17 protein-coding genes and 2 tRNA genes are annotated in these 17465 nt (G+C 66.2%); 13 read left to right on the top strand and 6 right to left on the bottom strand.

Features of this window, described 5'->3' with window-relative positions; translation table 11 throughout:
- Positions 1 to 3: 3 nt before the first annotated feature.
- The 5 genes from VI26_RS05065 to VI26_RS05045 form a co-directional block, all read right to left on the bottom strand.
- A complete protein-coding gene (locus VI26_RS05065; protein WP_048408705.1) occupies positions 4 to 1308 on the bottom strand; it encodes a nucleotide sugar dehydrogenase in 1305 nt (434 codons plus the stop codon).
- Between the two features lie 312 nt (positions 1309 to 1620).
- The gene (locus tag VI26_RS05060; protein ID WP_048408704.1) at positions 1621 to 2364 is read right to left on the bottom strand and encodes a polyamine aminopropyltransferase; all 744 of its coding nucleotides are present in this window, start codon (positions 2362 to 2364) and stop codon (positions 1621 to 1623) included.
- A gap of 46 nt (positions 2365 to 2410) precedes the next feature.
- Complete coding sequence (gene ttcA / locus VI26_RS05055) at positions 2411 to 3388, bottom strand: tRNA 2-thiocytidine(32) synthetase TtcA (RefSeq protein ID WP_048408655.1); 978 nt, start codon at positions 3386 to 3388, stop codon at positions 2411 to 2413.
- A gap of 101 nt (positions 3389 to 3489) precedes the next feature.
- A complete protein-coding gene (locus VI26_RS05050; RefSeq protein ID WP_231580956.1) occupies positions 3490 to 4248 on the bottom strand; it encodes a pteridine reductase in 759 nt (252 codons plus the stop codon).
- A gap of 81 nt (positions 4249 to 4329) precedes the next feature.
- On the bottom strand, positions 4330 to 4881 hold the full coding sequence (locus VI26_RS05045) for a hypothetical protein (RefSeq protein ID WP_156183747.1): 552 nt from the start codon (positions 4879 to 4881) through the stop codon (positions 4330 to 4332).
- A gap of 61 nt (positions 4882 to 4942) precedes the next feature.
- On the opposite strand from VI26_RS05045, the gene VI26_RS05040 reads away from it, so the two are divergent.
- The 6 genes from VI26_RS05040 to VI26_RS05015 all read left to right on the top strand — a co-directional run bounded on the left by VI26_RS05040 (position 4943) and on the right by VI26_RS05015 (position 8470).
- A complete protein-coding gene (locus tag VI26_RS05040) occupies positions 4943 to 6094 on the top strand; it encodes a class I SAM-dependent methyltransferase (protein ID WP_048408652.1) in 1152 nt (383 codons plus the stop codon).
- Between the two features lie 85 nt (positions 6095 to 6179).
- Positions 6180 to 6256: transfer RNA gene (locus VI26_RS05035), tRNA-Met, on the top strand.
- A gap of 35 nt (positions 6257 to 6291) precedes the next feature.
- A tRNA-Met gene (locus VI26_RS05030) sits at positions 6292 to 6368 on the top strand.
- A 132-nt stretch (positions 6369 to 6500) separates the two neighbouring features.
- Positions 6501 to 7142, top strand: coding sequence for a hypothetical protein (locus tag VI26_RS05025; protein WP_048408651.1), 642 nt, complete (start codon positions 6501 to 6503; stop codon positions 7140 to 7142).
- Between the two features lie 60 nt (positions 7143 to 7202).
- Positions 7203 to 8018 carry an ABC transporter substrate-binding protein gene (locus VI26_RS23120; protein ID WP_053074237.1) on the top strand — a complete coding sequence of 272 codons (816 nt, stop codon included), beginning with the start codon at positions 7203 to 7205 and terminating at the stop codon, positions 8016 to 8018.
- 227 nt (positions 8019 to 8245) lie between these two features.
- Positions 8246 to 8470, top strand: a complete 225-nt coding sequence (locus VI26_RS05015) for a hypothetical protein (protein ID WP_156183746.1) — start codon at positions 8246 to 8248, stop codon at positions 8468 to 8470.
- Here the strand turns inward: VI26_RS05015 and recC are convergent.
- The gene (gene recC / locus VI26_RS05010; RefSeq protein WP_048408649.1) at positions 8467 to 11673 is read right to left on the bottom strand and encodes an exodeoxyribonuclease V subunit gamma; all 3207 of its coding nucleotides are present in this window, start codon (positions 11671 to 11673) and stop codon (positions 8467 to 8469) included. The two genes, VI26_RS05015 and recC, sit on opposite strands and share 4 nt — an antisense overlap.
- A 212-nt stretch (positions 11674 to 11885) precedes the next feature.
- Between recC and VI26_RS24940 the strand changes: the two genes are divergently transcribed.
- From VI26_RS24940 to VI26_RS04975, 7 genes are all read left to right on the top strand, one after another.
- Positions 11886 to 12317, top strand: a complete 432-nt coding sequence (locus VI26_RS24940; RefSeq protein ID WP_053074236.1) for a type IV pilin protein — start codon at positions 11886 to 11888, stop codon at positions 12315 to 12317.
- On the top strand, positions 12299 to 12814 hold the full coding sequence (locus VI26_RS05000) for a hypothetical protein (protein ID WP_156183745.1): 516 nt from the start codon (positions 12299 to 12301) through the stop codon (positions 12812 to 12814). Before VI26_RS24940 ends, VI26_RS05000 begins: the two co-directional genes overlap by 19 nt.
- Positions 12804 to 13193, top strand: a complete 390-nt coding sequence (locus VI26_RS04995; protein ID WP_048408647.1) for a hypothetical protein — start codon at positions 12804 to 12806, stop codon at positions 13191 to 13193. Before VI26_RS05000 ends, VI26_RS04995 begins: the two co-directional genes overlap by 11 nt.
- Entirely contained in the window at positions 13186 to 13878 is a 693-nt protein-coding gene (locus VI26_RS04990; RefSeq protein ID WP_048408646.1) for a prepilin-type N-terminal cleavage/methylation domain-containing protein, read from the top strand. Before VI26_RS04995 ends, VI26_RS04990 begins: the two co-directional genes overlap by 8 nt.
- On the top strand, positions 13875 to 15872 hold the full coding sequence (locus VI26_RS04985) for a hypothetical protein (protein ID WP_048408645.1): 1998 nt from the start codon (positions 13875 to 13877) through the stop codon (positions 15870 to 15872). Before VI26_RS04990 ends, VI26_RS04985 begins: the two co-directional genes overlap by 4 nt.
- A gap of 31 nt (positions 15873 to 15903) precedes the next feature.
- A complete protein-coding gene (locus VI26_RS04980; RefSeq protein WP_048408644.1) occupies positions 15904 to 16290 on the top strand; it encodes a SirB2 family protein in 387 nt (128 codons plus the stop codon).
- Positions 16291 to 16439: 149 nt separating this feature from the next.
- On the top strand, positions 16440 to 17456 hold the full coding sequence (locus VI26_RS04975; RefSeq protein ID WP_048408643.1) for a peptidase U32 family protein: 1017 nt from the start codon (positions 16440 to 16442) through the stop codon (positions 17454 to 17456).
- Positions 17457 to 17465 lie beyond the last annotated feature (9 nt).

Here is a 17465-nt window from a genome sequence, read left to right as displayed (position 1 = left end):
GGATCAGGCCTTGACGATGTTGGCGGCCGGTTCCAGATACTTGCCGCGGCTGTCCACCACCAACTGCGCATGCGCCTTGATCTGCGCATAATCGAACTTGTCGTGGTCGGTGGCCAGCAGCACGCAGTCGTAGCCGGCGATGGCTTCATTGCTCAGCGCCACGCTGGACAGCTCGAAACGATGCTCGCGCATCTTGGGGAACACCGGCACGTGTGGGTCGCTGTAAGCCACTTCCGCGCCCAGATCGCGCAGCTTCTCCATCAGGAACACCGACGGGCTTTCGCGCATATCGTCCACGTTCTTCTTATAAGCGATGCCCAGCACCAGCACGCGGCTGCCGTTGATCGCCTTCTTGCGCTGGTTCAACGCGGCCGCCACTTTGGACACCACGTAGTCCGGCATATTGCTGTTCACTTCGCCGGCCAGTTCGATGAAACGGGTGTTGACGCCGTATTCACGCGCTTTCCAGGTCAGGTAGAACGGGTCGATCGGAATGCAGTGGCCGCCCAGGCCCGGGCCCGGATAGTAGGGCACGAAGCCGAAAGGCTTGGTCGCTGCGGCGCGGATCACTTCATGGATGTCGATGCCCATCTTGTCGGCGACGATCTTCATCTCGTTGACCAGGCCGATATTCACCGCGCGGTGGATGTTTTCCAAAAGCTTGGTCATTTCCGCGGCGCGGGTGGAGGACACCGGCACTACCTTGTCGATCACCGCGCTATACAGCGCCACGCCGATTTCCTGGCAGGCCGGGGTCACGCCGCCGCAGACCTTGGGAATGGTGCGGGTGGTGAAGTTCGGATTACCCGGGTCCTCGCGCTCCGGCGAGAACACCAGGAAGGCATTGTCGCCCACCTTCAGGCCGCGCGATTCCATGCGCGGCAGCAGTTCTTCGTCGGTGGTGCCCGGATAAGTGGTGGATTCCAGCGACACCAGCTGGCCTTCGCGCAGATAGGGCACCAGGCTGTCCATGGTGTCCAGCACGAAGGACAGGTCCGGCTCGCGGTATTTGTTCAGCGGCGTCGGCACGCACAGGATCAGGGTATCGGCTTCCGGCACGCGGCTGAAGTCGGTGGTGGCCTCGAAGCCGCGCTCCAGCGCGGTGGCGATGCTGTCGGCGGAGATATGCTCGATATAGCTTTGACCGGCCATCAAGGCATCCACCTTGGACTGGTCGATATCGAAGCCCAGTACTTTGTAACCGACTTCGGCGAAGCGCAGCATCAGAGGCAGGCCGACATAGCCCAGGCCAACGATGCCGATGACGGCGGATTTATCTGCAATCCGATTGAGCAATTGCTGCTTGATCACGGTGTAAGTCCCAACAGTATGTAAATACGATAGCGGCGGACCCGACATTGACGACAAGCGGCGCGGAAGCGAAACCGCCCGCGCCGCGCCTGTCCTAAACTGTCCGGTCCACCGCCATAAAGTTCATGCAACGGCAAGCCAGCTTGCCGCCTTCCGTTTCTGTCCGTACTGATCTGCCTCAGAATCCGCTTATCCGGACTCGTTTCGCGCAGCGCGCCATCCGCCTCAAGCCGGCATGGCTACAATGCCGGCATTATACGCCTCTTCCCGCGCGTCATTGGGTAAGCAAATGTACGTTGACGCGCCGCTTCAGACCAGTAAATGCCCCGCAGTGTGCTGGTTGGTCATTTTCAAACGGCTGACGAAATCGACGAATTCCAGGCCAAAGCGGCCCTCCAGCTCATCGGCGCGTTTCTTCAAGGCCTCCCACTGCGTCAGCGTCGGGCTCTGACGGAAAGCCATCACCGCCACATTGCCGTGACTGGCCGCCGGCAGTTCCAGCACCCGGCCCTCGAACACGTTCAACAGCCGCTCGATGAAGGACTGATAGCGTTTGTCCCCGCTCCACCAGTTGGTGACGAACACCCCCTTGGGGCTGAGCGCGCGCTTGCAGTCCTCGAAGAAATCCTCGGTGGTCAGAGCGTCGACGATCTGCAGGCCATCGAAACCATCCACCAGGATGGCGTCGGTGGAGCCACGGAAAATCTTCACGTAATCGGCGCCGTCGGCTTCGACGATCTCGAAGAAATCGCCCTCCTCCGGCAGCTGGAAAAAGGCGCGCGCCACCGCGATCACCTGCGGATTGATGTCCACCGCGACGCTGACCGCGTCCGGCAGGTATTCATCGATGAAACGGGCGAAGGAGCCGCCGCCCAGGCCGATCTGCAGGATGTGCTGCGGCGCGTCGTTCCACAGCAGAAAGCCCATCATCGCCCGACTATAGCTGAGCACCAGATCGGCCGGCTCATCCAGGTCCATCGAGCTCTGTATCGTTTCCGAGCCCAGATGCAGCGAACGGATATTGCCCTCTTCCGAGATCTCCACCTCCGGCATTTCCTCCACTGCGGCGCGCACGCGGCGGCGGAACGGATGCAAGGCCCTACGCGCCACAGCCCGACCCCTCGTCCGCCGGCTTGCGCGAATCCAGAATGCTGATGGTGCGCTTCTTCGGCGCGGCCTCGGTCTCGTCGTCCTGCGGCGGCGGCGGATCGCGGAATTCTTCCTTGTCGAAAGCGGTGTCGCCGCCCTCGAACGGCGCGTCGCCGGTCTTCAGACCGGCGAAATCGAACAGCCCGGTATCGGCCAGGTGGGACGGCACCACGTTCTGCAAGGCGCGGAACATGCTCTCCAGCCGGCCGGGGAAGCGGCGATCCCAATCGTTGACCATTTCCTTGACCACCTGACGCTGCAGATTGGGCTGCGAGCCGCACAGATTGCACGGGATGATGGGGAATTCGCGCAGCGCGGCGTAGCGTTCGATGTCCTTCTCGCGGCAATAGGCCAGCGGGCGGATCACCATGTGACGGCCGTCATCGGACACCAGCTTGGGCGGCATCGATTTCAGCTTGCCGCCGTAGAACATATTCAGGAACAGGGTGTGCAGGATATCGTCGCGGTGGTGGCCCAGCGCGATCTTGGTCGCGCCCAGCTCATCGGCCACGCGATAAAGAATGCCGCGACGCAGCCGCGAACACAGACTGCAAGTAGTCTTGCCTTCCGGCACCAGCCGCTTGACGATGGAATAGGTGTCTTCCTCGACGATGCGGTACTCCACGCCGATGGAATCCAGGTATTCCGGCAACACATGCTCAGGAAAGCCCGGCTGCTTCTGGTCCAGATTGACCGCCACGATGGAGAAATCGATAGGCGCGGACTTCTGCAGGCCGCGCAGGATGTCCAGCAAGGTATAGCTGTCCTTGCCGCCGGATAGGCAGACCATCACGCGGTCGCCCTCTTCTATCATATTGAAGTCATTGATGGCGTCACCCACATGGTGGCGCAGGCGCTTGGCCAGTTTATTGCCTTCAAACACGGCCTTTTTGGCCTTGTCGTCGAGGACGCTGCTTGCTTCGGACATGGAGTACGGCTAAGAAATTGAAAAACAGGCGATTTTACTTTTTTTCCGCGACGAAATCCACGCCGGCGAACAAGAGCCGCGCGCAGCCGCCCCTTCCGTGTCTACAGCACCACGCTGCGGCCGCCATCCACCGCCAGAATCTGGCCGGTCACATAGCCGGCGTCCAGCAGCAGGAAAGCCACCGCCTGGGCGATGTCCTCCGGCACCCCGGCGCGGCGCAAGGGAATGCTGGCCTCTATCGCCTGACGCGCCGCGGCGTCGAAGGAGAGTTCGTCTTCCGGCCACAGGTTCACGCCCGGCGCCACGCCATTGACCCGCACCGCCGGCGCCAGCTCTATCGCCAGGCTGCGGATCAGCTGCGCGTGGCCGGCCTTGGCCAGGTTGTACACCACATGGCGCGCCATCGGCCTATCCACGTGGATGTCGGAAATGCCGACGATGGCGCCGCGCCGCCGGCTCAATTCCGGCGCCAACGCCTGCGCCAGGAATAGCGGCGCCTTCAGATTGCTGCCCATCAAGTCATGCCAGGCCGCCTCGTCGATCCGGCCCAGCTCGGTGGGAAAGAAGCTGGACGCGTTGTTGACCAGGCCGTCCAGCCGGCCGAAAGCCGCCACCGCCTGCGCAGCCAGTGCCGGCAAGGCCGCCGTGTCCAGCAAGTCCGCCTGCGCCAGCCGCGCCGAATCCGGCCGCGCCGCGTTCAACTCCGCCGCCAAGGCCTCCGCCGCCGCGCGCGAACCGCGATAATGCAGCACCAGCCGGACCCCGCGCGCGTGCAAATGGCGAGCGATGCCCGCGCCTACCCGCCGCGCCGCGCCGCTGATCAATACCACTCGCTGCTCGCCGCTTATCTCCCGCTCCACCATTTCCGCTCCTCTGACTCTCCGCCCGCCGCCGCAGGCTCCCACACACGCGTTGCGCCGCGATGACGCCAGCCGCAATCTCTATTTCTTGCCCATGCACGGCTGGGCCACCGCCAAGGCCGCCTGGTTGGACAGCGGCAAGGCGAAACGCGCCACCAGCTTGCCGTGCTTGCGGCTGGCGCCGTCTATCGTCACCAGCAGTTCCTTGTGCGTGGCGGACTGCCAGGCGAAGAATTCGCCCCGAGACGACCACTCGAACACGAAGCGGCCGCTCGCCTCGTACCAGCCGGCGAAATGGCTGTCCACGCCGCGGCGCAAGCCCGTCATGTTCAGCTTGAGCTTGCGACGCTCGCCCAGGCCACCCGGCCCCTCGAACGGGCGCGCGTCCCAACCGCCCAGTTGATCGGACAGATGCAGCGACAGCCGCAAGGGCGGACTATCCGCGCGGCAGGCCAATTCCAGCCGCGCCGGGAAACGGCTGCGCCCCACCGTCGCCTCGCCGTCCAGGCTGGCCACTTGCAAAGGATTGTCCGGAAACGGTTTCGACACCACCCACTGCGGCGGCGCCGCCAAAGCCTGGGCGACCAGCAAGCCGCCCGCGCCAGCCGCCATCAAACGGTAAAATAGGCCCACCCTCTTCTCCTGTCCGCCAGTTTCCACCACAATCGCGCCACATTGTAGCAGGATGACCGCCATGACCACCTTACCCGCCGCCAGCGCCGACGCGCTGGCCACCAGCCAAAGCCTAGTCCACGCCATCCAGGCAGAAATCCGCCAACGCGGCGGCTGGATACCGTTCTCCCGCTACATGGAACTGGCGCTGTACGCGCCCGGCCTCGGCTACTACGCCGCCGGCAGCCACAAGCTTGGCGCGGCCGGCGACTTCACCACCGCGCCGGAAATGAGCGCGCTGTTCGGCCGCGCGCTGGCGCGCCAGTTGGCGGAGCTGCTGCCGCAAACCGCCAATGTGGTCTATGAATTCGGCGCCGGCACCGGCAAGCTGGCGATCGACATCCTCGGCGAATTGCAAGCGCTCGACGCGCTGCCGGAACGCTATTGCATCGTCGATCTGTCGCCGGACCTGATCGAGCGCCAGCAACACAATATCCGCCAGGCGCTGCCGCAGCTGGCCGATCGCGTGCAGTGGCTGAGCCAGCTGCCGGAGCGGCTGGACGGCGTGATCATCGGCAATGAAGTGCTGGACGCCATGCCCTGCGAGCTGATCCGCTGGAGCCCCGAGGCGCAACAGCGCGGCGTGGCGCTGGACGGCGAGCGCTTCGTCTGGGAAGACCGTCCCATCCAGGATCCGCAGCTGCTGCAACTGGCCCGGGCCATCCAGCCGCGGCACGACGACTATGTTTCCGAAATCAGCCCGGCCAATATCGGCTTCCTTCATACCCTGGCGCAAAAGCTGGAGCGCGGCGCCATCCTGCTGCTGGACTACGGCTTCCCCGCCGCCGAGTACTATCACCCGCAGCGCCATATGGGCACGCTGATCGGTCATTACCGCCACCACACCGTGGACGATCCCTTCTTCCTGCCCGGCCTGATGGACCTGACCTGCCACGTCGATTTCAGCGCGATGGCCCAGGCCGGCATAGACGCCGGCCTGGACTTGATCGGCTACACCACCCAGGCCCAGTTCCTGATCAACGCCGGCATCACTCAATTGCTGGAACAACTGGACCCGGCGGATGCCGCCGGCTATCTGCCGCACGCCGCCGCGGTGCAGAAGCTGCTGTCGCCGTCGGAAATGGGCGAGTTGTTCAAGGCCATAGGCTTTGGCAAAAACGTCAGCATAGACTGGAGCGGTTTCCTGCGCGGCGATCGCTGCTATACCTTGTAAGCTAAGCACCGCGAGAATCTTGTTGACAGCCGGCTTTCGGCTGCGTATATTTCGCGTCTCGGTGCACTCGTGCATCGAAAAACGTGGCGAATTAGCTCAGTCGGTTAGAGCGACGGAATCATAATCCGCAGGTCCGGGGTTCGAGTCCCTGATTCGCCACCACAGTTTGCAAAGAATTGTTTTCGACAAGTCTTCACGGCGAATTAGCTCAGTCGGTTAGAGCGACGGAATCATAATCCGCAGGTCCGGGGTTCGAGTCCCTGATTCGCCACCAATATGAAAAAAGGTCAGAGCAATCTGACCTTTTTTCGTTTCCGCGCCGCCCGGCGTCTTCATCCCGTTTCAGACTCCCGCATCCTCGATGGCATAATCGCGCTCATTCTCTATGACCCGCCGGATTGCATCCATGCCATTGACCCGCCCCCTGTTCGCCGCCTTGTTGGGCAGCGTCTTGCTCAGCGCCTGCCAGACCGCCCCCGTCCAACCCGACCCCAAGAAATTGAGCGCCGCCTATCTGGACGCCGAATTGGCACAGCTCAAAGCCGATATGCTGGATTGGGTGCCGCTGAATGACAAAGGAGAAATCCACACCTGGCAGATCGAGCAGACCCGCTTGCTGGAGTGCTCACCGTGGAAACCCGGCAAGAGTGCCCTCGGGCGCGGCCTGTGCATGGCGCGCAAGGAAGACCTCAACGCGGCCGAGCTGCAAGCGCTGGGCGAACAGCTCAAGGTGCTGTCGGCCCTGGCCGACGATTACGGCCTGCTGGCGCAACAATATCGCAGCGGCGCGCTGGACCGCGCTGCCTATATCGCCGCCGCTCAGCGCAGCACCCGGCTCTGGCGACCGCAATTGCTGCGCCATTGCATCGCCAAGCAGCGCAGCGTGCTGGACAGCCGCGGCGACGACAATATGTGCAACCCCAATCCCAAGTACGGCCTGTCGGTCGACGCCGCCGGCGCCGTCGTCGCCGGTCAGCGCGGCAGCGGCGCCAGTTATGAGAAAACGCCGCTGGTCGTCGGCTATCTGCCCGGCCTGTTCAAACGCTGAAGCCGCCCGGGGCGAGCTCCTGCCCGCCTATAGTGAAGCATCGCGACCCGGGAGCCCTTCATGCGCAGCTTGCCTCCAGCACTTGCCCGCGCCCTCCGGCTCCTGGCCTGCGGCGCCGCGCTCTGCCTCGCCACGCCCGCCTTGGCCGCCGAGCCTTGCGCCCGAGCGCTCAGCGTCGGCTGGGACAACTGGCCTCCCTATCATTACCTGTCCGCGCGCCAGCAACTGGAGGGGTATTCGGTGGCGGTGCTGAACGAAGCCGCGCGCCGCGCCGGCTGCCAACTGCACTATCAGCAAATGCCATGGCCGCGCACCTTGCTGCGCTTGAGAACCGGCCTGGTCGATGTGGCGATGGGAGCGCTGAAGACACCGGAACGCGAGCGATACGCGCTATTCGTTCCGGCCTACAACCCGGCCACGGTGCGGCTGTGGGCGCTGCGCGAACAACAGGCGCGCTGGCCGGTACACCGACCCGAGGACCTGGCCAAGCTCGGCGCGCTCACGCTGGGCATCAATCGCGGCGACAGCTTCGGCGGCGAGCTCGACGCCTGGCTGCAACATCCGCCGGCCACGGTGACGCTGGATCAGGCTCCCACGCTGAGCACGAATATTCAGAAACTGCGCGCCAAGCGCATCGACCTGCTGCTGGCCAATTCCGCGGCGATGCGAGCCGCCCTGCTCGCCCAGCCCGGCGAACCCGCCATCCTGCCGCTGCCGCCGGTCTGGCGCGTCGGCGAAGCCTATTTCGCCTTCAGCAAGGCCGGCGTGCCGGCATCAGTGGTAACGGCTTTCGAGCAGGCGCTGCGCGGCATGAAGCAGGACGGCACCATCGCCGAACTCTACCAGCGGCACTTCGACGCGCCGTTTCCGGAGTAGCGCGCTCTCATTGCCTGCGTCCGCTTCCTCATGGCATAGTGGCGCGCACAAAAACATGCATTCATCCCTTTCGTTCAGCCGCACCCTCATTTCGACAAAGGATTCCCCATGCAAAACCGCCTGATCGGCGCGCTGCTGGCCACCTTGTGCGGCGGCGCCGTCGCCGCCAATGTGCCCAGCCAGATGCTGGCAGCCAACACCCAAGCCTGCGTGCAAAGGCCGGCATGATGTCGCAAAAAGGAATGGACCCTTACGCGCCCAAGGACAAGAGCAAGCAGCCGGCGTATTGCGGCTGCGTCAGCAAGAAATACTGGGATCAGGTGCCGCAGGCCGATTACGACGGCATGATGGCCGAGATGAGCCGCGGCGAACAGCACGGTCCGCGCGGCAAGGCCATAGACAAGGCCTTGGACCAGCGCATGGAGAACGCCAAGAAGTCCTGCCGCGGCTAGCCGTCGGCGTCGAGCAGCCGTTCCGCCAGCGGCAGCAGCAGGGTTTCGGCCAATTGCGCGAACAGCGGGTCTTGCAGCGGCGCTTGATTGCGAAAGGCCAGCGCGATCGCCGCCTCGTCCTTCTGCGCCACGCTGCCCTCGCGGACAAAGCCCGGCTCCCATTTTTCCAGCGCTTTCAGCATCGCCTTGTCGCGCCGCTCCGGCTCCGCCGCCAGCGCCTCGGCATAGGCCCAGCCGGTACGGCCGAACCAGGGCAGCGGCTGATCCTGGCCCTGGCGCCAGCGCGCCAGCCACGGCTCCAGCAAGGCCAGCGCGTCCGGCTCGTCTTCCAGTTGCAAGCCGCCGGCGTCGTCATAGCAGGCGGTACGGCAGGCCACGCCCGCCGGCCGCGCCGCGCACAGCAGCAGGTGGCTGAGCCACAGCGCCACGCGCTGGGCGGCATTGATCTTGCCAACGACGAAGCTGAGCTGCCCCTCCGGCCGCAAGCCGGTCAACTCGCCCACCACGGTGCAGCCGCCTATGCTCAGATGCAGCGGCTGCGGCGGCAGCGTGTCCTCGGTCAATGCGGCCGGCAGTCGCGCCGCCAGCCTGACGCTGGAGCGCGCCTCCTCCACCAGCCAGGCCTGGCCCAGCGCCGCCGGCGGCAGCAGGCCGGCGGCGGCGACGCGCTCGCGCACCGGCGCTTGCGGACGACGGTGCAGCATTGCTTCCACCAATTGCGCGCGCACCGCGCGGCTGGCGTCGCCATCCAGCGCGAACGGCTCGCGCACCGGCAATTCATCTTCGCCACCGAACAGCCGTATCGCCAGCCGGTCCGCCAGCCAGGCGCGCACCGGGTTGCGCCAGAAGCGGATGAAATCATGCAAATTGACCACACCGCTGAACGCCGCCGTCGGCAGCTCGCCGGCGAAGGGGCGCGGCGCGGTCAAGGGCTGAGCCAGCGCGGCGGCGAAAGTGGGCTCGAAACTGGCCAGCCGCGGGTCCACGCCATCGTAAGCGGCGGGCGAGAACGGCTGCAGCGGATGGCGCACCGTCAGTTCCCGCGCCAGATCCTGCCCGCACATGGAGGAGAAACAATCCAGCAGTTCGGCGATCAGCGGCGACGGCGGCAGCGGCTCGCCGCTGCGGGCGGACTGGCCGACATAGGACAGATACAGTTTTTCCCGCGCCGACAGAATCGCTTCCAGGAATAGATAACGGTCGTCGAAACGGCGCGAACGATCGCCGCGGCGCGGATGGCGCGCCACCAGGTCGAAGCTGACCGGGCGCTCGTCGCGCGGATAGGCCCCGTCGTTCATGCCTATCAGGCACAGTACCCGGAAAGGGATGGAACGCATCGGCACCATCGCGCAGAAGGTAACGCCGCCGGAGAGAAAGCCCAGCGGCGAGGACTGGGTCAGCTTGCGCTTCAGCCAATCACGCACCACCGGCAGGCCCAGCGCCTGTTCAAAACCGGCCAGCTCAGTGTCCGTCGCCAGTTCCGCCAAGGCCGCGCGCAGCGTCTCCAACGCGTTCTCCTCGTCGGCGTCGGCGTCGAACAGGCGCTCGCAAGCTTGCTGCAAACGCTCAGCCCACTGCGCCGGGCTCGCCGGCCGCGCCCATTCCTCGGCCACGCGCTCCAGCTCGCGATAGCAGGCGGAGAAGCGTCCCAGCGCCTCCGCCAACTGGCCCTGGGCGCTGCCATGCGGCAGCAAGCCGGCGAACAGGCCGCTGTCGTCGCCGGCCAGCGCCGGCGGCAGCACCGCGCCCAGCAATAGTCGGTCCAGGCCCCAGCGCCAAGTAAACAACGGATCGGCCGGCAGGCCCAGCGCCGCCTTGTGCGCGGCGTCGCGACCCCAGCGGATGCCGGATTCCCGCACCCATTGCTGGATGAAGGGCACATCGGCATCGCCCAGGCCGAAACGGCGCAGCAAGGCCGGCGCATCCAGCAGCGCCAGCACCTGGTCGGCGGTGAAGCGGGAGTCCGCCAGATCCAGCAGCGCGGCATAACTGGCCAGCAGCGGCTCCTCGCGCACGATGCGGCGGTCGGCGATGCTGTAGGGGATGTCCGGCGCGGCGTCCTCATGCGCGCGGGCGCCGAACACGGCGTCGATATAGGGCGCGTAGCCATTGATGTCTGGAGTCAGCACCGCCACGTCGGCGGGGCTCAGGCCCGGCTCGTCGCGGAACATCGCCAACAACCGGTCCTTCAGTATCTCAAGCTCGCGCATCGGACCGTGAGCGGCGTGGATCTGCACCGAGTCGTCGCCGGGCGCCAGCGGCCGCGGCGCGTCCTTGGGATCGTTCAACTGCAGGATGTCGCGCTGCAGCCGCGCCAGCAGGCTGTCTCCGTTCGGCGCGGCGAACAGCGGCCGCGCGTCCAGCTCGCTGTCCTCCGCGATCAGTTCGAAGAAATCACGGCCCTGCTTGCCCAGCGAGGCCAGCAAGGGATGGCCCTCGGTGGCGAACAAATCTCCCTTCTGCTGCAGCTTGAGCTTGCGACGCGCATCGACGATGTCGCCCCAGTACGCTTCGCAGGGGTTGAGGGTGAACAGGCAGACATCGGTGAGCTGGGCCAGGCGCTTGACCAGGGCCAGATACATCGGCGCCAGGCTGGCGATGCCGAACAGCGTCACCCGTTCCGGCAGATGCTCGGACGTGAGTTCGGCGAAGAACTCATCCAGCATGCGCACGCGGTGGCGGCTGGGGTCGCTGCCAGCCAAACGGCGCCACAGCGCGGCCTGCCAGGCTTCATCATCGCCCAGGCCCAGCAGTTGGCCCGCCTCCCAGGCGCGGATCCAGTCCGGCCGGAACACCAGGTATTGGTCAAAGATGTCCGCCACCTTGCCGGCCAGCTCGAAGCAGGCCGCCTCGCCGCCCTCCAGATAGCGCAACAAGGCGAGAAAAGGCTCGCCCTGCAAGGTCGGCAGCAGTTCCATCAGCCGCCAGCTCAGCACTTCCGGCGCGAACGAGGATTTGCGCGGCAATTCCGGCATCACCCGCTGCATCAGCCGCCAGGCGAAAGCGGCCGGCAGCACAAAGTCCAGATTGGCGGCGACGCCATTGCTGCGCGCCAGATCCAACGTGATCCAACGCCCCATGCCGCGACTTTGCACGATCACGGTTTCCGGCGCGAACGGGTCCGACAGCGGCAGGCTCTGGCTCATGCCGCAAAACAACTGACCCAGTTGCTCCAAGCGGTTGGACTGGTAAAGAAGCAGCATGCGAAAAATCGGTGGTGGTGAAATCAGCCCAAGTGTAGCATCCGTGGCCGGCCGGCGGCGGCCAACGCCGCGCGGCAGATCCTGCCGCGTCAAGCCGATGGCCGCGCCGCTTTGTTTCTTCGCCAGGAATACTAATGGCATATTGATGCCAATCAATACCAATATAAATCCAATAACGCTAAAATATGACATTTACCTGTCAAGGCTTTGTCGTGAGCTCACCCGCCCGGCCGCAACGCCAATCCGGCTTCACCCTGATCGAGATGATGGTGGTGGCCGCCATCGTCGGCATCCTGCTCTTGGTGGCGGTGCCCTCCTACCAACGCCATGTGCAGGCGGCCAAGGCCAATACCGCCAAAAGCGACCTGATGGCGCTGAGCCTGGCGCTGGAAAACCACAAACTGCTGCATCTGAGCTATCCCGCGGCCAGCGCCGACAACGCCAGCGCCATCCGCTCCGCGCTGGGCAATGCCAGCTGGCAGCCGGCGCAAGCGGAATTCAGCTACCGCTACCAGCCGCAGGGCGCGTCCTTCCTGCTCACCGCCAGCGGCGTCAGCGCCCAGCTGTCCGGTTGCGTGCTGCAGCTCAACGGCGCCGACCACAGCGCCAATACCAGCAGCGCCGCATGTCAAACCCAATGGTGAGCCCGCCGCGTCGCCAAAGCGGGCTGACGCTGATGGAACTGTGCGCGGCCCTGGCCCTGATCGCCCTGCTGGCCCTGCTCAGCGTGCCGCTGGCCCAGGGCTGGAGCGACGCGCACAAGCTGGCGCTGGGCCGCAGCCAACTGGCCCGCGCCTATGCCCAGACCCAGGCCGCGGCGCTGAGCAATCCGCAAGCAGCCCCGCCGGAACAAGCCGCCGCGGTGCTGATGGCCAGCGCGGAAGGCCAGCTGTGCGTGTTCGCCGGCACGCCGGCCAGCGGCACTCAGGGCGCGCACTGCCAGGGCGCCGCCATCTGGCGCGGCGTCACGCCGCGGCCGGTGACACTGGCCAAGCACTGCCAGGCAGCGCCCGCCGCGCAATGCCTGGCGCTGGACAACCGGGGCCAGCCGCTGCCGATCCAGGCGGCCGGTGTCGATTGCGGCACGCGGCTCGCGTATTGCATTCGCGGCACCCAACAGGAGCTCAGCGGTGACTTATAAGGCTCAAACCGGCATCAGCCTGCTGGAAAGCCTGATCGCCATGCTGCTGCTGATGCTGACCGGCCTCGGCATCGTCTTCGTCAACGCGCGCAGCCTGGGCAGCCAACAACAGCTGCAACAACATGCGCTGGCCTTGAGCAAGGCGCGGGAGCAGTTGCAGCAAGGCACGCTGCCCTGCGACAGCGCCGGCGACTGGCAACTGGCCAGCGGCGTCGCCGCCACCGCCCGTCTGAACTGCAACACCGTGCCAGCGGTGACGCTGCGCGGGCAGCCGCAGAACGGCGGCGCCGAGATCGCCGCCAACGCCAGGCTGCGCGGCCAGACCCTGAGCGTGCGCGATGCGGCCTCCGCCCCTCTCTCCCTGAGCAATCATGAATAAGCGCGCCGCCGGTTTCACTCTGCTGGAGCTGCTGATCGGCATGCTGCTGGCCTTGATCACCACGCTGGCGATGCTGACGCTGTATCGCCAGACCGCGCGCAGCCTGTTCCATCCGGAGCAAGGCAGCGCCAGCCTGGCGCAGCAGGACGGCCAACTGATGGCGGCCTTGCTCAGCGTGCAGCAGCAGGCGCAGGAAGCCGGCTTCGGCGCCGCCGGCGGCCGTGGACAAAACCTGCAGCTGCTGTCGCTCAGCGATTTGCGCGTGGACGCCGACGGCACGGTCACCGCGCTCAGCGTCGCGCCGACCGCCTCCGGCACCGCCAATGCGGCGGCATGGCGCTACCGTCCCAGCCTGGACGCCAATGCTTACGCCTGCCGCGGCGTGGCCAGCCTAGGCGCGGCCGGCCAGGCCAGCACGCTCTACCTGCTGCAGGCCGACGCCTGCGCCAATCTGGACGACACGCTGGCGCAAGCGTCGCAGTGGCGCGCGCGCGCCTTGAGCGGTCCGCTGCCGGCGCGGCGCCGGCTCAGCCTGGAACTGCGGCTGACCCAGTCCTGCTGGCCCTACGCCGCCGCCACGGCCAGCCAGACCTATCCCCTGCTACTGCTCAATTACCGCGACACGCAACGGGACGAAATCCGCAGCTTCGCCAGTTGCCTGACCAATCTGGCGGACCCGACATGAAGCCTACCTCCCTCCCGAGCCGCCAGCGCGGCGTCGCCGCGGTGCTGATGGTGCTGCTCACCGGCATGGCCCTGACCGCGCTGGCGCTGGGCGGCATGCACCATCTGCGCGGCCAGCAGGAACTGACCCGCTCGCTGCGCGGCAATAGCGAGGCGCAGTGGCGCGCCTGGACCGGCGTGGAGCTGGTGCGGCAATACTTGTCGGCGCTGACGCCACAGCAGATCGATGCGCTGGAGCACGACGGCGCCGAGCTCAACCTGGACCGCGCCAGCTTGCCGGTGGCAAGCCGCGCGCTGGCCGACGCGCTCCGGATCAAACTGCTGCCGGCCCCGCGCGCCGCCGGCGCCGTGGTCAAAGACGATAAGGTTTCCGCGTGGATCACCGCGCGCAGCGACGACGCCAGTGTCACGCTGGAAGTGGTCTATCAACTGGGCGGCGCGCCCGTACCCCCCAGCGCCAACGCGGCGGCGCAGATCCGCGGCGGCCTGTCCACCAGCGGCAATATCCGCGTCACCGGCGCCAAGGACGCGTTATTGCAAGTGGAAGGCGCGGTGGACACCAGCGGCAGCCTGATCGGCGTCAGCGCGATCCAGGCCACCGGCGACATCCTGTTCCAGGGCAACCCGGCGCGCGAAGACGGTCAGGCCCCGCTCAGCCTGTGGAGCAATGGCGACATCCGCGTCAACAGCGGTCAGTTCCTGACGTTGAAAGCGCGCGGCAACATCACCATGGGCAGCGGCAGCGATGTGGAAACCGCCGCCGCCAATGGCGCGGTCAGCAGCAGCGGTGAGCGGGTGGGCCGGTTGGCCGCCATCGGCGATGTAACCCTGGCCGCCAACGTCGCCATTTCCGCGCAATTACTGAGCCAGGGCGATGTGCGCACCAGCAGCAGCAACCGCCTGAACGCGCTGCGCGCCCAGGGCCAGCTCGACAGCCGCGGCAACGCCAATATCGACGACGGTATCATCGGCGGCGCCTTCAGCCACAACGGCGCGCAGATTTTCGACGCCACCGGCCAGCCGCGCCAACCGCCGCCGGGCACGGTGCGGGTGCGCCACCAGGCCGGGCTGAAAGTGCCGCTGGAGCCGGTGCCGGAATTCCGCCTCGGCGCCACCCGCATCAACGCCAACGATTACCGAGACGCGGCCAATCTCATCATTTACTGGGACCCGGCCGACCGCTCCGCCGACGCGCTGCAGCGCATCCGGATCAGGCTGCAGCATATGGCCGGCGTGCCGGACGGCGCGGTCTACCGGCTGGGCCGGCAGCGCGCCGATGACTGGCAGCGCAACGATCTGTGTCCGGCGCTGCAGCCGGATGGCAAGCGCTGCGCGCCGGTCTCCGGCCAGCCGGTCTTGCGCCTGTGCGAAAGCGACGCGGAAAGCTGTCTGGGTGGCAGCAATGCGCAACAGTGGCTGCTGAAACTCAAGCCGCCGCAGGGCATGCTGCCCGGCGTGGTGCTGTTCGAAGGCAATCTGTCCCTGTACGGCAGGCTGGACAACGCCATCCTCGCCACCGGCCATATCGAAACCAGCAGCAATGTCGAACTGTGGAGCCTGCGCCAGGCCGGCGCGGCGCGTGTGTGCCGCAGTCCGGACTTTCCGGACGCCTACCCGCTGAACCACTGCAGCGTGGACCGCAATGCGTTGCGCGAATCGCCGCTGCTGGGGATCGCGCTGCTGGCCGGCGGCTACGACGCGGCCCAGGCCTTCAGCGGCGGCAAAATCAAGCTGGGCGCCAGCAATCGCATCCATGGCGCGGTGCTGGCCGGCGACACCCTGGACACCGCCGGCAGCACCCATATCTTCGGACCGGTCAGCGCCGCGCTGCAAAGCCGGCCGCCCGGCAGTCCACCACCCTCTCGGCCGCTGAACAGCCTGGGCGCGGAAACCGTGATCGACATCAGCGGTCAGAACGGTTTGCCGGGCGAAGGCGGCGGCACGCCGAACCCGCAAGCGGGCGCGGCGCGGGTATTATGGGCACGCTACCGTTAAGCGCCGTCCAACCAATTAACTTGGGATACCCATGTACCCTTATCTGATCGTCAAACACGCCCATATGGGTTTCGCCTATCTGTCGATTCTGCTGTTCGCCGCGCGCGGCGGCCTGATGCTGAGCGGCAAACAGCACATCCTGGCGCTGAAGCCGCTGCGCATCCTGCCGCACGTGATCGACACCCTGCTGCTGGGCTGTGCCATCGCGCTGGTGGTGATGGGCGGCTGGCCGGTTCTGCAAAGTCCCTGGCTGCTGGCCAAGCTCGCCGGCCTGGTGCTGTACATCGTGCTCGGCACCATCGCGCTGCGCCGCGGCAAAACCAAGCAGACCCGCTTGATCGCCTTCATCTGCGCGCTGGCGACGGTGCTCTACATCCTGCTGGTGGCCAAGACCAAGATGGTGGTGCCGTTCTTCTAGCAAGCCGGCTACGATCAAGCGCGTGTCGCGAGGCGCAACGCCCCAGCTCGCAAACAAACGCCGAGCCCTCCGCCCGCGCTTGACCCAGAACAAGGCCCCGCGACGCGGGGCTTGTTATTGTCGGCGGGTTTTGAACCGGACCGACCAAGATGGCTCTGCATACATCCCTGCCCGAGCTAGTCTGCCCCGCAGGCAGCCTGCCGGCGCTGAAGGCCGCGGTGGATAACGGTGCCGACACCGTTTATCTGGGCCTGAAAAACCAGACCAACGCCCGCAATTTCGCCGGGCTGAACTTCGACGACGCCAGCGCGCGCGAAGGCATCGCCTATGCGCATCGCCACAACCGCAAAGTGCTGCTGGCGATCAACACCTTCGCCCAGGGCGGCGACTCCAGCCGCTGGCGCGCGGCGGTGGACCAGGGCGCGGCGCTGGGCGCCGACGCGCTGATCCTGGCCGATCTGGGCCTGATGGCCTACGCCGCCGAACGCCATCCGCAGCTGCGCCTGCACATGTCGGTGCAAAGCTCGGCCACCAATTACGAAGCCATCAATCTGGCGCGCGACATGTTCGGCATCCGCCGCGCGGTGTTGCCGCGGGTGCTGACGCTGGACCAGGTGCGCCATGTGATCGAGCACACCGATGTCGAGATCGAAGTATTCGGCTTCGGCAGCCTGTGCGTGATGGTGGAAGGCCGCTGCCAGCTGTCCAGCTACGCCACCGGCGAATCGCCGAATACCCACGGCGTGTGCTCGCCAGCCAAATTCGTGCGCTGGGAGCCCGGTGAGCGGCGCATGAACGCCCGCCTCAACGACATCCTGATCGATAGCTACCGCGACGACGAGCCCGCCGGCTATCCGACGCTGTGCAAGGGCCGTTTCGAAGTGCGAGACGAAACCTATTACGCGCTGGAAGAACCCACCAGCCTCAATGTGCTGGACATGCTGCCGCAGATCATCGCCAGCGGCGTGGCCGCGATCAAGGTGGAAGGCCGCCAGCGCAGCCCGGCCTATGTGGCCCAGGTGACGCGCGCGCTGCGCGAAGCGCTGGACGCCGCCGGCCGCGACGGCGCGCGCTTCCAGTCGCGCCCGGCCTGGCACCAGGCGCTGGACAAGGTGTCGGAAGGGCAACAGCAAACGCTGGGCGCCTACAACCGGCCATGGAAATGAACGCCGCCC

This window comes from Chromobacterium sp. LK1, from assembly GCF_001043555.1.
GTDB classification, from domain to species: domain Bacteria; phylum Pseudomonadota; class Gammaproteobacteria; order Burkholderiales; family Chromobacteriaceae; genus Chromobacterium; species Chromobacterium aquaticum.
Note: the sequence above shows the minus strand (reverse complement) of the source record. Positions and strands in the feature narration are given on the sequence as shown.